We start from the raw sequence: 15,247 nt of genomic DNA, 5'->3' as shown, positions 1-15,247 counted from the left end.
CCCCTCCTGTCCCGACGGGGCCGGGCCCCGCCCGCTTCGCGGTCGGGGCCCGGCGGTCAGGCGTCGATGTAGTCGGCGATCACGTCGAGGGTCGACTCGACGGAGTTGAGCTGGGTGTTCAGGTGCCGGATCCACCGGCCCTTGGGCTGGAGGGCGGCGTGCGGGGCGACGACGCCGGTGATGAAGCGGCGGATCTCGGTGAGCTTCGCGCGGATGACCGCGATCTCGTAGGCCTGAAGCTCGGTGGGGTCGGAGCAGAACTTGTAGCCGTCGGCCTTCGTCCAGATCAGCGGTGGCCAGTTCTGCTCGGCGATGATGTCGCGCAGGCAGGCCAGTCCGGCGCGGGCCTGGTGGACGGAGAGTTCGCTGGATCTGACCAGCTGGTTGAAGGTGAGCCCGGCCGGGCGGGCCTCGAAGAGGACGAAGCGGACGGTGTCGGCGTGCCGGTGGGACGCGGCCGAGCGGCGCTGGCCAGCGCGCGGCATGCCACTACTCGCCTTGCAGCAGGCGGGCGAGTTCGCCGTCGACGTCGACCTTTCCGGTGTCGACGGCCGTCTCGATCCAGTCCAGCGTGGCCCGGACGCGGGCGACGTTCTCGTGGACGATCGCCTTCTCGTCGTCGCTGAGCTGCCGGTCCCGCAGGGCCGGGACGGTCCGGCCTGAGGCTGCGACGAAGGAGTGGCAGGCGGTAATCAGGTCCAGGAACTCCACCGTCCGGTCGATCCGCTTGACCGCGGGCGCGGCCGGGCTCGTGCGCTCGAAGTTCTCGCGGGCCTGCCGGCCGCGTTCGACTTGGGCGTGGTTGACCTGGTGGCGGGCGGTGTCGTCCGACATCGCGCGGAAGGCGACGTCCGGCCGGCGCAGCAGGCCGGCGGTGACCGTGGCCGCGACGGTCTCGTCACGGGTCAGTTCCTCCACGACCCTGGTTCGCTGTTCCGGGGTGACCTGGGAGACCACGGTCGGCCTGCGCAGGACGTCGGGGGCGACTGCCGCGGCGACCCGGTCGTCGCGGACGAGTTCCTCGGCGGCCCTGATCCGGTCTTCCGGGGCGACCTGGGAGACCACGGCCGGCCGCCGCAGGAAGTCTGAGGTCACCGTCGCGGCGACCTGTTCGTCCCGGGCCAGCTCGTGGATCGCCGAGACCTTCTCGGCGGCGGTGACCGGGTGGTCGACCTTCCAGCCGACCCTCCGCCTGGCGGAGTCGACCGACCACCGGGCCTGTCCCTCGGGCGGGGTCAGGATCGCCGTGAAACGCTCCTGCTCGTCCTCGATGCTGCCCAGGATCCGGTGGATCGTGAACGACACCTCCGGCCGGCGACGTTCCTTGGGTCACTTCGACGCCGCCCACCTGGCGTTCTTCACCACCGAGTAGGACAGGCCGATGTCCTCGGCCAGCCGGAACAACGAGTCCCGGACGGTGAACTCCTCCTCGCAGGGCCCCTCCGGCATCCGGAACGCCCGCATCGGTTCGACTTCCAACGCGTAGTCGCCGATGGCGAAGTGGGCCCGGCTGACGGTCTCGACGAGCTTCCGCAGCTCGGTGACGATCTCGGTGTATCGGTCCAGGCCGACACTGCCGATCTTCTCGATTTCCTGGGTCATGGCAATGATCACCACCCATGACGGGGCCGGGGCACGATCCCTCGACCGTGACGAGACACGGCCCGCTGTCATTGCCGAGAGTCGAGCCCACAACCCCAAGATCACAACGAATGACCACAAGTGACCTGAATCTGACCGAATGCCCGATTTTGATGCGTTCGCGGACCGGTCACTGTGACCGTTCGTCGAACGAATCGTTCCGCGCCCTCCAGGCCCTCGTGCCGCACCGGCGCGAGCAGAACACCGCGTCCGACCGCCGATCCACCCCGGTCACCCAGGACGTCCCGCACTCGGGACACACCACCCTGCCCGCCCCGTTCAGCTCCGCTTGAACCCGACGCCGCAACCGCCGCTCACGACGCCACGACCTGGCGCGACAAGCAGTCGAGCAGAACAAGGCATCCGGCCGCGCCGCCGGCCTCAACCGGTCACCACAGCCCCCACAGACCCGCTCAACAGGCCGCCCGGAACCCTCGGACACACGTCCAGGCTAGAGCTCCGAGCGACCTGAAATCCGGGATATGGAACAGGCACTGAGCCCCTGACGCACACGGTCGCCGCGGTCATCGCGGCCCGTCTGCGGCAGGCCGCGGCCGGTCCGGTACCGAGCCCGACCGCGACGTGGGGCCTTCCCGCGCCCCGGCCGGGGGACAGCCCGGTCGAGCACTCCAGCACGGCCGCGGCTGACCGCAGCGTCTCCGAGGCCTTGGAGCACCGGGTGCGGTACGAGTGCGCCGACTGCGGCCGTCCCCCGGTCGCGGGGCGCGACCTGTGCGGGGAGTGCGCCGGGTGGCCTGCCTGCACGACCGGCTGCGGCCGCACCGTCGAGGCCGGCGGTGTGTGCCCGTCCTGCGCCGAGGCGGCGGAGTACGCGGGCATTCCCGCCCAGGCCGCCGAGAACGGGGCGTGCCCGGGCCACGACGGCCCCTGCGGTCGGCCGGTGGCAACCCTCGGCCTCTGCGGCCGGTGCCGGATCACGGCCGAGGCCGCCAAGCGGCAGGCAGAGACCGATTGGGAGACCGCACGGGACGCTGCTGTCGCAGCCGTTGAGCAGGCCGAGACCGAAGACCAGGCCATCACAGCCCCGTTCTAGCCGCTGTGCGCCCCTCTGAGCGCCTCGGAGCGCTGATCTCGGCCTTCCGGGTTGAGGCGGACTCTGAGAGGGGCTCAGCGGGGCGTGTGGGGCTTCGTGTTGCGGGTGGTGTGTGAGGCGGTGGTGTGGCTCGGCCTCCAAGTGCCGGTTGGCCGCCAACGCGTGGTGCACGTAGCGCGTGCCGTGAACGCGAGAGCGCCCGCGGGCACGGCCGGCTTCACGGGCCTTCCTTCCTTCCTCCTTCCTCCTTCCTTCCCGGATGAAGACCCTGGTCAGGGCCTCCTGCGCGGGTCCACAGGGTCCCTGTGGGAGGGAAGGAAGGAGGAAGGAAGTTCGAGCCTGTTCTGGAGGGCTGGCGGTCATAGGCTCGGGGCCATGGAGAACCTGACCGGCCCACGCCGCGGCCACTTACAGTCCTACCTCAGCGAGGCCGTGCGGGAGGAGACGGAGGTGACCTCCCGGCTCGCCACGGAAGCCGAGCTGGAGGCGCTGGGGTACTCGGGCCGCGTGGTCGTCATGCAGATCATCCGGACCACGTTCAGGGCGGACGGCACGCCCATCGGCAAGACGATGACCATCCAGGGCGGGAGCACGCCGCTCGTGCGATGGCTGAAGCCGGAGGACGCGGAGGACGAGAACGCATACCCGGTCGCCTCCGCTCCGCAGGTGCCGCCTCCCCGGGGGCAGGTCAGGGCCGTACGGACGTACCTCGTGGGCATGGAGGACTCGCCGCTGACGAAGATCGGGCAGACCACCGGCACCCTCAAGTCCCGGCTGGCACAGCTCCAGACCGGTCAGCCCGCCCTGCTCCTCCCGCTCCTGGACATCGAGGGCGACTACGAGGCCGCGCTGCACACACGATTCGCGGAGTACCGCGTCCGAGGGGAGTGGTTCGACCTGACACCCCTCGGGGACCCCGCCACGGCCGTCATGGATGCCCTGGCGGCACTGGGGCGCTGAGCCGCCGATGCCGTCCCGACGGGCCTTCAGAGGGTGGACCGAGGGGGAAACCCAGGGGGAGCCTGCGAGGGTGCCCGTGGGGGGAGGCAGGAGGGGGAATCTGCGGGGGAGGCGGAATTCGGGGAGGTTCTGCGTCAGTGCTGGTCATCAGCGTTGTGCAGCTGGTGAGTGGCCGGACTTTCTTGAGTGGGAGGAGCAGGGCGGGCTGACCGGTCTGGAGCTGTGCTGGCTGGCGGGCGCGCGTGACGCGCGCGTGTGGAGCGGCCGGTATTACGTACGTAATACGGCGCCCGGCCCTCGCGCGTGAAACGCGTGCACGGGTGCTGGTGCCCGGGTGTGCACGCGAGGGCGGCCTGCCCGAGGGCGTGTTCGCTAGCGTGGCGTGATCACGAGAGCGGGAGGCGCGGTGCGGCGGTCGGCGTTACGGGTTGCGGGGCTTGGGGTGGCGTCAGTGATCCTGGCGGGTTGTGGGAGTACCGACTCGGACGGGAAGCCAGCGGCCACGCCCTCGGTGTCCGCGCAGGCCTCGGCGAAGGCCGACCCGCAGGCGGCCGAGAAAGCCGCGGTGCTGGCCGCGTACGCGGGCATGGGGGCCGCCGAGGTCCGCTCCTACACCTCCGGGACGATGGACCCCGAGCTGGAGCGCTACGCGACCGACAGCGCCCTTGCGGACATTAAGGCGACGCTGTTCTGGTACCAGCAGCGCGGCACCGTCATGAAGGGCCAGCCGGCCCACGTGCCGACCGTCGAGTCGGTCGACACCACCGGGGATCCGCAGCGGGCGGTGGTGAGCGACTGCGTGGACTCCACCGGCTACGACAAGGTCGACAAGGCCACCGGCCAGACGGCGCCCGCGCCGTCGGGGCCGCGCCGCCACGTGGTGACCTCCACGGTGCAGCGGACCGGTTCGGGGCCGTGGCTGGTCTACCGGTCGACGATCGAGCGGGACCGCACGTGCTGAGCCGCTCCCGGCTCGCGACCGCGGCCGTGGCGGCCGGGCTGCTCTGGGCGGCCGCGGTCCCGCTCGCGCTCGCGGACGGGCCGGGGGGCGGGGTGGTGTGTCCGCCCCGGGATCTGGACTGCGACATCGCAGCTCAGGACCCGGGCAAGCCTGCTCCGGGCAAGCCTGGCGGGGGGTCGGGCAAGCCCCCCTCGGAGGGGGGCTTGCCCAGCTGCGCGATCGACGGCCAGGAGGTGCCCTGCTCCACCCCGGAGATGGGCACCTTCAACTCGGCGGACTCCTGCTACTGGCGCCCCACGGACGGCCCGCCCGGAGGCCTGCCGCCCGGCTTCGACACCGGGGCCCCCGCCGGCTGGAAGCCGGGAGACCCGAGCGGGAGCCTCTACCTGGTGACCTGCCCCAGCGGCGGGGACGTCCGCGGCGGGATCCGCTGGTCGGCGACCGGCCCGGCCAGCGGCGGCGTCGACGTCCAGGCGCTCGCCCGCCAGGCCGTCGAGCACCTGCGCCTGGAGGGCCCGGACTTCGGGATCGTGCCGCGCCCGGACGGCAAAGGCCTGGTCGGGCTGCCGGTGTGGATGTGGAACCGCCCGGGGCCGACCCGCACCGGGCCGGCGACCGCCTCGGCGTCGGCGGGATCGGTGACGGTCACCGCGACCGCCAAGGTCCGCAAGGTGGTGTGGTCGATGGGCGACGGCACGACCATCACCTGCACCGGCCCCGGGACCCCGTACTCACCGGAGCGGGGCAAGGAGAAGTCGCCGGACTGCGGCCACATGTACACCCGCACCAGCGCCCAGGCACCCGGCGGCCGCTACCCGGTCACCGCCACCACCACCTGGGACGTGGCCTGGGCCGGCGCCGGACAGACCGGCACCATCGCCACCACCCGCCAGAGCCAGACCAGCTTGGCGATCGGTGAGCTCCAGGTCCTCAACGTCCCCTGACCGGGCCCTGGTGAGTTCACCAGTGACCTCACCAGTGAACTCACCGGCCTGGGCAAGCCTGCCCCGGCGGGAGCCGGTGAGGGTTGCACCGGAGGTTGTCTGGAGGGTTGCACGTAGAGGTGCACTAGGGGTTGCACCGCAGGTGTGACCGGGAGTGGGACCCCAACTTTTCCGATTCAGCGCATCGTGCCTGGTCAGAACCGGTGGGCAAGCCCCTCGCGCGCGACGTCCCACGCGATAGCCGAGGGAAGAGGTCTGTCCTGTGTCCGGGGGCCGGCGCCGCGCGGAGGGGGCACGTACTGAATCGGCTCCTGCTAGCGACGCCAGGTGATGACCTTCTCGCGTACCAGCAGCGGTTTGTCGTCCGGTCCCTTCACGTGCTCGTTGATCCAGATAGGGCGGTGACTCTGCAAGCGTGGGTGCCATTGACGCCGCCAGTGCCCCCGGACGACCCAGCGATGCGACCACTCGACCTCTTGGGCCTCGTCGTTGTTTCCGCCCGTTGCTGTCTTGCGCCGCAGGGTGACGACTGCCACGGGAGCAGCGGGAATCTGTCCTGCCCGTTGGAGTCGCCTCCGCTGAGGGCGGTCTGCCTCCATCTCGCCAACGGCCACCAGCGGCTGCTGCATCAGGGTCCACATGGTGCGTGCATATCGGCACAGGGCAGCAGACTCGGGGCGCATGGCGCCGACCTCTACCGACTGAGCCATCTGGAGGGGGCGACCCGCCGGCATGAACATCCCGTTCCCCACCGGCGCGACGGGTGAGCCGAAGAACTGGCGTTCCTCGCCAACGACAGGTCCGATCCATTGGATCAGGATTCCGTCATCGTGCTGCTCCTCCGCCCACTTGGTAGCTGGAAGGACTCGATGGACGGGACGCCACCTCAAGCCGCTGAACGGATGGTCAACTGCACACTCCGGATCGGCGCACCGAATCGTGAAGGGCTCAGCGAGGACGAGGAATCCGTGACTCGACGGCGGCTCCTCGAGGAGAACGTCTTCGTCAGGCACGGTTTCCTGCGCCGCTTCCACGATGCGGACCATGTCCGGAGCCACCCAGTAGTTCTGCGCGATACGCAGACTGTCCAGCTCGTCTTGAGGGGAGTTGCTGAACCCCTGTCTCGCGTAAGCCTCGGCATCCATCTCCGCCAGCTCCGCAGCTGGCTTACTGGCGAACCAACCTGCGAAGGCCAGCTTGATGTCCAGGGTCTCCTCGGGCCGCATCGGCCTCCCTCCACACCGCAGTGCAGACATGTACATGGGGGGACATTCTTCAAGCCGGGGGTCGCGCGCGCAGTCGTTTGGCCGATTGAGGCCGACGGCCCGAACAAGGAACCAGTGAGGGTCTGTCCCCAGCCGCGGGATCACTTCCGCACGCGCAAGTGGTACCCGGTTACGCGAACGGTGGCGCTCCGGTGTGGTTGGCCTTCGCCGGCTGCCGCGGCTTCGACATCGAGCGCCCGGTCCAGTGGGAAGTGGAATATGGAGCCGGACGAACTTCCGCGCTTGGGCCTGGCCGCCGTCGACCCGCACATCGACCGTGACGTCCTCGCCCGGCAGATTGCCGGCGAGGAGCAGCAGTGCCGCGCCCTGGAGGACGTCGTCGATCGGTGGGGCACGGCGGGCGGTGAGCAGTCTTGGGCGGCAGCCTTCTCTGCGAGGCCGACGTCGTGGTGGGCGGCGATGAACCGAACGCACGGCCGACAGTGTGGATGAACCACCCCATCAGCAGTGTTCAGCTGTGCCGGGGTGGCGAGATTTAGTCATCCAGTGCCCAATTAGCCTACTTCTCAGGGGCTTTGCATCCTTCGCTCCGCTTAGGAGTGACGCGTGTCAGACTGGCCGAGGCCTGCCGGGTACTGCGGTGCGGGCCCATCGCCGCCTTCCCGGTCAAGGGAGAGCCGGGAGGCCGCGTCATTGCTTCTGGAAGGGGAACAGTGGCACCTCAGGAATCCCTGCTCAAGGTCTACGGCGACCGGTCGTACCGGCACGTGACCATGGCGCGGCACCAGGGAACGACCATCGCCTTCGCGATGGACTCCGCACGCCGCATCGTCTACTCGGTGCTGGACCTGTCCGGTCAGCAGGCCAAGGGCGAGATCGACTCGGCGTACTGGAGCGAGAACCCGGCCGAGCTGGCCTTCCCCCGGGAGATCGCCGAGGTCGGGTTCGCCGCTGTCGGCGCGACGGCCATGCCGACGGTCAAGCGCGGCGGGGCGGAGGCGGGCCCCGACGAGAGGCCGCTGCCCGCCGAGATCGACCCGTTCCTGTCCACGACGGCGCGGCTGACGGCCGACACCCCGTTCCACGTGGTCTCGGACGGCACGTACTTAGTGGTGCTGCGCCAGTCCATAGGCAGGACGGACCCCGGCGCGGTGTACAAGCTGACCGGCCGCGGCTCCTCGGCCGATGCGGGCCGCACGGACTACGAGCTCAGCGGCACCGAGAAGATCCCGCTGGTGCACAACACCCTGCTGTGCGACCGGTTCGTGCTGGTCGACGGCAAGCTCAAGCCCGTCCTCGAGGTGCGCTTCAAGCGCAGCCGGCACGCCACCAACCCCGAGTCGGCCAAGGACAGCCTGGGCACCGAGGACATGGAGGGCCGCCCGTTCCATGAGCCGACCCAGGAGCTGTCCTTCGTCCGGAACCTGACCCGGGGTCGCTTCGCCGCCGTGCTCGTGCCGACCGCGATCAGCAACGTGCAGCGCTGGCAGCTGTTCGCCCACAACGACGCCACCGGGCGCGTCGACTGCTTCAACGTCGAGCAGAGCGCGCAGGGCCTGTTCAACACTCTCGGCACCCGCTTCTACACCAGCCCGGACGCGGACTACCGCGACTCGGTGTTCGAGCGCGGCCCGGGCACCTGTCCGTTCACCGGGCGCGAGCTGGTCCCGGTGGCGGGCGGCGAGGGGCACGCGGAGACGGCGCTGCGGCTGACCGGTACCGACCCGTACGTCGACCTGGGCGATCCGGTGGCGCTGCGCTTCGGGGGCAGGGCCTACTCGATCGAGGCCTGGGTCAAGCCGAGCTCCCACGACGGCCCGGTGCTCGGCCGCGACGGGGAGTACCAGCTGGCCGTGGACTCCACCGGCGCGGTGACCCTCACCCACAACGGCGCGCCCTCCCCGCTGACCTCCGACGAGACCGTCCCCACCGACGTCTACACCCACATCGCCGCCACCTTCGACGGCAAGACCGCGAGGCTGTACGTGGGCGGCAAGCCGGCCGGCAGCGGCGCGCTGCCGTTCACCCCGGTCACCGGCGTGAACACCCTGATCGGCCAGAACGGCGCGGGCGACCACTTCGACGGCGATCTCGACGAGCTCCGGGTGTGGAACCGGGTGCGCTCGGAGGCCGAGCTCGGCGAGGAGATGAACCACCGGCTGATCGGCAACGACCCCGGCCTGGTGGCCTACTACCGCTTCGACGAGGGCACCGGCACCACCGCCCACGACCAGACGGACAACGCCCTGCACGGCACGCTCTCGGGCGACGCGCAGTGGGCAGGCTCGGACGCGCCGGTCGGCGACCACCCCGGGGTGCGGCGCGACAGCTTCACCCTCAAGGGACGCACGGTCGCCTCCGGCATGTCGGCGGTGCTCTATCACCAGCAGGAGAACGTCACCGCCGGGTACCGTGCCGATGCCAAGCCCGCCAAGCGGCAGGCGCGGGTGATGCTGGCGTTCGTCGCCAAGGACGCCCAGGGCCCGTCCATGGCCGCCTTGGACTTCGCCGTCGGCCGCGACGGCCGGCTGGCCCAGGCCCCGGACGTGCTGGCCCCGACGGCGCTCACGCGGCCGGTCAAGGGGCAGGACTCGGAGCGGATCAGCGTCCTGCAGCAGACGATCAAGCGGCTGGAGCCGGAGATCGCCGATCTGCAGCAGAAGATCGTCCAGCTGGGCGGCGAGGTCGGCAAGGTGGCCGACTACCAGGCGCGGTACGACCGGATGAAGCCGGAATTCGACAAGCTGGAGCGGCGCTACCTTGACGAAAAGGACCAGCCGACCGCCTACAACTACACCCTGGCGCTCAAGACCCCGCGGCTGAACTCGGCCGGGGGCCTGCGGCAGTGGCTGATCGGCGTGCGCAGCGACACGAACCGGGGCGTGGCGTACTTCTACGACAACAAGACCACGGCTATGTCGACCTGGCGGCTGGAGGCCGTCGGCGAAAGCCAGGACGACAGGCCCTTCTACCGGCTGGTCATCGACGGGGACCTGTATCTGCGCGTCGAGAACGACTCGACGGCGGAGAACTCCAAGATCCTGCTCAGCAACCTCATTCCCAACAACCACTTCGAGCAGTTCCAGCTGGTCACCGAAGGCCGGCCGAACTCCGACACGCAGTACGTCCGCCTCGTCAACCGCAGAACCCGGTTCGCGGTCGGCCTGCCCACCGCGGTCGACGGCGACGTCCCGCGCCAAGCGAGCGAATGCCTCAAGGGGGACTCGGGTCTGCTCGTCATGACGAGCCTCGGCCTGCGCTCGCGGCTGGACGTGCAGTACTGGCCGGCCAAGCTGGACATGGACACCCTGAGCACGCAGCTTGCGGGGGCGAAGACGGCTCAGAAGCGCGTCGCCGAGCTGCAGCTCGCGCTCAACGCTCGGCAGGCGGACCTGCAGACCGCCCGCGCCGAGTTGGCGTCCCTGACGAACGCCGCGCAGGGCGACGACGACCTGACGCTGGCCATGCCGCTGCTCTCGGTGGACGCCACCGGGCTGAGCCTGTCCGGCTGCCTGCTCGGCTTCGCCCAGGGCACCGACCGGCCGGCGCTGCTGGACAGCGGCACCGGCAACCTCGTGCTGTACTTCCGCGGCGTCAACGGGCAGTTCTTCGCCGTGTACTACGACACCGCCGTCGTCCGCGGCACCCGGACGCTGGCCGGGGACGGCGGCACGCTCGCCTTCCTCGCCCGCGACCCGGCCGTCGCCCTGGACACCTGCACCATCCAGGTCGGCGACGGCGACGCGCCCGACCGCTGCGACCTGACCGTCACCGTCGGGACGGTCACCGAGACCTGGAAGTCCCTCCCGCGCAAGGCCGCCCTGATGGCGGCCGCTCTGGCCGGGAACCCCGGTCGCTCGGTCACGCTCGGCGCGGTCGCGAAGGTGACGGGCAGCACGGTGGAGTTCACCACCGCCACCACCCTCCGCGTCCCGGCCAAGGCCCACCTGCTCATCGGCAGCACCAACTACGCCGCTTCCGCCGACGCCCCGGCAGGTGCCAAGAGCCTGACCCTGACCTCGGCGGGTACCGCGATCAAGCCCGGCGACAAGGTCAGCCTGGTCACCTACGACTGGGGCCGGGCGGAGTCCAGCCGCCCCGGCGTCCTCCTCTCCGCCGGATCCCGGCTGATCGGCCTGGCCACGAACGGGGTCGAATCCGTGCCCAACGGCACGTCCAAGGCGTCCGTCACCGGTCGCGGCTGCCGCTGGCGGGCCGAAATGCCGGGCCGTGCCTTCCAGTTCGGCGGCAAGGACCAGTACCTGACGCTGCCCGCCGCCAAGCAGCAGGCCGCCGCCCTGGTCGGTGACCTGAGCCTGGAGGCCTGGGTCAATCCCGAGGCCGGGCAGGGCCGGCTCGTCCACGGCCGGACCACGGACGGGGCGAACTACTCCCTGGCGCTCGCCTCCGCCGGGCTCCCGGTGTGGCAGTTCCTCGGCAACTCCAAGGCCGAGCTGACCGGTTCGCTCGACCTGGCGAACCGCGACTTCACCGTCGAGCTGTGGGCCAAGCGGGACACCATCCGCGCTGTCCGGGAGCCGCTGCTGACCCACGGCCTCCTGGCGGGCGGCCAGAAGGACCGGACGCTGCACCTGCACTTCGAGCCCAGCGGCGCCTTCGGCTTCGGGATGTACGGCGATGACCTGACCACCACCCAGACCTACTCCGACCTGGAGTGGCACCACTGGGCCGTGGTGTACCGCAACGCCAGCCGTGAGCGGTTCATCTACCGGGACGGCGTCGAGGTCGCCAAGGACGTCGCCACAGGGGCGTACCTCGGCAACGGGCCGCTGATCCTGGGCCAGCAGCCGTTCGGCGGCACCTCCCTCTACGGTCAGATCGACGAGGTCCGCGTCTTCGACCGGGTCCGTACCCCGCAGGAGATCCTCGCCCAGCGCTTCCAGCGTCTGTCGGGCCTGGAGCCCGGGCTGCTGGGCCACTGGAAGTACGAGGGCTCGAACGACACGGCCTCGCCGATCAAGGGCTACCAGGTGGTCGCCCGGGTCGGCGACCAGGCGATGAGGTCGGCGGAACGCTTCCCGTGCAACGAGTGGGGCCACGTCGCCGCGACCTTCACCCAGTCCTGGGCGGTGCGCCTGGACGGCGGCGAGGGCCTGTCGGTGGCCTCCCAGGACTCGCTGAACATCCTGGACGACCTCACCATCGAGGCGTTCGTCCAGGTCGAGCAGCTGGGCAGGCCCGCGGTCCTGATCTCCAAGGGATCGGCGGTCGACGGCGGCCGGGAGGGCGTCCCGTACGAGCTGAGCATTCTGCCCGACGGCCGACTGGAGTTCGCCTTCGCCGACGCCGCCGGCAAGGCCACCCGGTTCACCTCCAGCGAGACCGTGAAGCCCGGCACCTTCCACCGGGTGACCGTGGTGCGCCAGCGCCAGCCCGACACCGTCGACACCGTCAAGGCGAGCGAGAGCAAGCCGGCCGAGCCGGCCGTCCGCGTCTACCTGTACCTCGACGGCAAGCTGGCCTTCAGCACCCTGTGGGGCGGCGCCGGTACCCAGGCCAACAACCGCCCGGTGGAGATGGGCCGGGGGCTGCGGGGCGTCCTGTGCGAGGTCCGGCTGTGGAACACCGCGCGCACCGCCCCCCAGCTCGGGCTGCCGGTCGGCCCGCGCGACAAGGGGCTCCTGGCCTGCTGGCCGTTCAACGAGAACACCGGCAACGTCTCCGTCGACCTCGGCGGCTCCTTCCCCGCGAAGCTGCGGGGCGCCCGCTGGACCCGTGACCCCGACCCGAAGGCCAGCGTCCTGCGCCTGTACCGCAACGGCGAGCCACTGACCGAGGGCACGGCGACCGCCCAGGACCGCGACACCTCGGGCGACACCCAGCTCACCCTGGGCGCCCGCTTGGTGGGCGGCAAGCCCACCGAACTGCTGACCGGCACCCTGGAGGAGGTACGGATCTGGCGCAGCGTCCGCACCCAGGAGCAGATTTCGGACAACCTGTTCACCCGCCTGCGCGGGGACAAGCAGGACCTGCTCGGCTACTGGCCCTTCGACCGCGACTCCACCGAACCCGGCACCACCTCAGTGCGCGACGAGGGCCTGCGCGGCAACGACCTGCACTTCTCCCCGACGCGGCCGCGCATCCTGCTCTCCACCGCACCCATCTCCGCCGACACCGCCCAGGTGCGCTCGGCCCTCGCCGACGTGCGCACCCCCTTCCACAGCACCATCGCCGGCGCCCCCGGCGCCACCGAGTACGCCGACCTCCAGTACGACGCCAAGGGCCAGGCGATGGGGGTGCTCAAGCGCTGCTACGGCTTCGTCCGCGACGGCCGCTGGCACCTCATCACCGGCTACAAGGTCGGCGACCTGATCACCGAATGGGTCGGCCAGGCCCAGTTCGACCCGCAGCTCATGGGCTTCATCGAGGGCGCGCCGCCGGTGCCCTCCGAGAACCTCACCGACAAGTCCGACGGCTACGCCGGCGCCTCCTCGGTGGAGTTCGGCGAGGCCGAGGAGGTGGTGCAGAGCCTGTCCGCCAGCCGGGAGAACAGCCGCAACCAGGCGTTCAACGCCTCCCTCGGCCTGGAGAACGACCAGGGCATCATGACGGTCGCCGCGCCGCTCGGCGCGGGCACCGCCTTCCCGGCGGCCAAGTTCCACCTGAAGATCTCCGCGACGGGCAGCGTGGAGCGCTCCAACAGCTGGAGCGAGGACACCAAGGTCAGCGTCGGCAAGAACACCGCCCGCAAGACGAAGCTGGCACTGACCGGGTACACCGAGGACCCGGCCAAGGTGCTGAACTCCACGGTCGGCCGCCGGTACGTGCCCGCCAACACCGGCATCGCGCTGGTCCAGTCGCAGACCGCCGACGTCTTCGCGCTGCGCCTGGCGCACACTGGCGCCCTGGTCGCCTACCGGATGCTGCCCAACCCGGACATCCCGCTGGACTGGAACATCATCCACTTCCCGATCAACCCCCGCTACACCAAGCAGGGCACCCTGGACGGCGCGGTCGGCTTCAACGACCGCGGCAAGGTCGTCGACCCCGACTACCCCACGGCCACCGGCTACGGCGAGTACAGCTACTTCAAGCCGAAGGACGCCTACGCGCTCAAGCGCCGGATCACCCGCGACCAGCAGCGGCTGCAGGCCTTCTACGAGTCGATCTCGACCGAGGTCGGCCACACCACGAGTGACGAAGCGGCCAAGGCGCAGGCCAAGGAGGCCCTGCGCTCGATGGGCGTGAACGCCACCCAGGACGGCCCCCGGCCCACCGCCGGCGGCAGCGGCACCGCCACCGGCTTCTCGCACCGGGACCTGGTCAACACCTACATCTGGACGGCCCAGGGCGGCTTCTTCGCCGAGACCACCGAGGCCACCGACGCCGTCAGCGAGACCACCTCCGGCTCCTACAGCTTCAACGCCAAGGTCGGCGTCTCCGCCGAGCTCGCCTTCGGCATCGGCCCCATCGGCATCGCCGGCAACGCCGACGTCTCCATGGGCGGCGGCTTCACCGTCACCCGCGCCAAGAGCAGGGACGCCTCCCGCAGCTTCGGCCTCGACGTCCAGTGCGCGCCGTCCGGAGACCTGCAGCGCCGCGACAAGGACGGCAAGCTCGTCTACGACGCGGCGGGCAAGCCCGTCCTGGTGCCTGGCAAGGTGGACGCCTACCGCTTCCTGTCCTTCTACCTGGGCGAGAACAGCGCCAACTTCGACGACTTCTACAACAAGGTCGTCGACCCCCAGTGGCTGTCGAACAGCGACGCCCCCGACGCCGCCGCCCTGCGGCAGACCCGCCAGAACACGGCGAAGCCCCCGTGCTGGCGCGTACTGCACCGGGTCACCTACGTCAGCCGGGTCCTCGCACCCGTCCCGCCGCCCGGGGCGCCGCCGCTGGAGAAGGCGATGCGCGCCGAGAACATCGACAGCAACTACGAGCTGATCAGGCGCCTGGAACCCTACGTCCGCCCCGCCGCCACCACCAGCACCGCCCTGGCCGCCGCCACCCGCAGCGCCCTCGCCACGCAGCTGCCCGAACTCCTTCCCCACGCACCCGAGATCATCACCTACCTCACCCGCTACTTCGGACTCTCGGAATAGCGGATCGACATCCGCCCGGCCCTCCGGCAGACCGGAGGGCCGGGCCTCCCCAACCGCAGGACGAAGAGTGGGGTGGCCGCGGCACCAGGCCGCGACCACCCCACCTCTCGGAGCCGTTCCCGATCGACGGCTCCCCGCCCTGCGGGGGTGTGTGCGCCGGGTGCGCCGGTCGTGAACGCGCCATCTTTACCGGTTGCAGGTACGGGTCCTTGCCGTTGCCCGGAGGATGGGCGGGACAGTCGCCCGGGGGTCGGGCCCTGCACGATAGGGCGTGAGTTCCTCGGGGTCGTCGTACTGCCGTTCGTGCTGCTTGCCGCGGCGCTTCCCGCAGCCCTCAAGGGGGCGGGCCTGCGGTACGCGGATTCCGTCGACCCCTGGAGGGGCTCTCCGTGTCTGTA

General features: G+C 70.6%; 6 protein-coding genes and 1 pseudogene. 4 read left to right on the top strand and 3 right to left on the bottom strand.

Going from position 1 to position 15,247, the window contains the following annotated elements:
- Positions 1-56: 56 nt before the first annotated feature.
- Both ABT403_RS13555 and ABT403_RS13550 read right to left on the bottom strand, forming a co-directional pair.
- Complete coding sequence (locus ABT403_RS13555) at positions 57-485, bottom strand: RacP protein (protein ID WP_344151716.1); 429 nt, start codon at positions 483-485, stop codon at positions 57-59.
- Positions 486-489: 4 nt separating this feature from the next.
- Positions 490-1,602 (bottom strand): annotated as a pseudogene (locus ABT403_RS13550) (DUF6192 family protein).
- 1,468 nt (positions 1,603-3,070) lie between these two features.
- Between ABT403_RS13550 and ABT403_RS13545 the strand changes: the two are divergent.
- The 3 genes from ABT403_RS13545 to ABT403_RS13535 all read left to right on the top strand — a co-directional run bounded on the left by ABT403_RS13545 (position 3,071) and on the right by ABT403_RS13535 (position 5,560).
- Entirely contained in the window at positions 3,071-3,655 is a 585-nt protein-coding gene (locus tag ABT403_RS13545; protein ID WP_344151713.1) for a GIY-YIG nuclease family protein, read from the top strand.
- A gap of 511 nt (positions 3,656-4,166) precedes the next feature.
- Positions 4,167-4,616, top strand: a complete 450-nt coding sequence (locus ABT403_RS13540) for a hypothetical protein (RefSeq protein ID WP_344151710.1) — start codon at positions 4,167-4,169, stop codon at positions 4,614-4,616.
- Between the two features lie 203 nt (positions 4,617-4,819).
- Positions 4,820-5,560, top strand: coding sequence for an ATP/GTP-binding protein (locus ABT403_RS13535; RefSeq protein ID WP_344151707.1), 741 nt, complete (start codon positions 4,820-4,822; stop codon positions 5,558-5,560).
- 314 nt (positions 5,561-5,874) lie between these two features.
- Here ABT403_RS13535 and ABT403_RS13530 read toward each other — a convergent pair whose 3' ends face one another.
- Positions 5,875-6,786 carry a hypothetical protein gene (locus tag ABT403_RS13530; protein ID WP_344151704.1) on the bottom strand — a complete coding sequence of 304 codons (912 nt, stop codon included), beginning with the start codon at positions 6,784-6,786 and terminating at the stop codon, positions 5,875-5,877.
- Between the two features lie 713 nt (positions 6,787-7,499).
- Here ABT403_RS13530 and ABT403_RS13525 point away from each other — a divergent pair.
- Positions 7,500-14,849, top strand: coding sequence for a LamG-like jellyroll fold domain-containing protein (locus ABT403_RS13525; protein WP_344151701.1), 7,350 nt, complete (start codon positions 7,500-7,502; stop codon positions 14,847-14,849).
- The last annotated feature ends 398 nt before the right edge of the window (positions 14,850-15,247 follow it).

The organism is Streptomyces sp. NPDC000075, assembly GCF_040301925.1.
In the GTDB taxonomy this organism is placed as follows: domain Bacteria; phylum Actinomycetota; class Actinomycetes; order Streptomycetales; family Streptomycetaceae; genus Streptomyces; species Streptomyces polychromogenes.
This window is presented reverse-complemented; position numbering and strand designations above follow the sequence as displayed.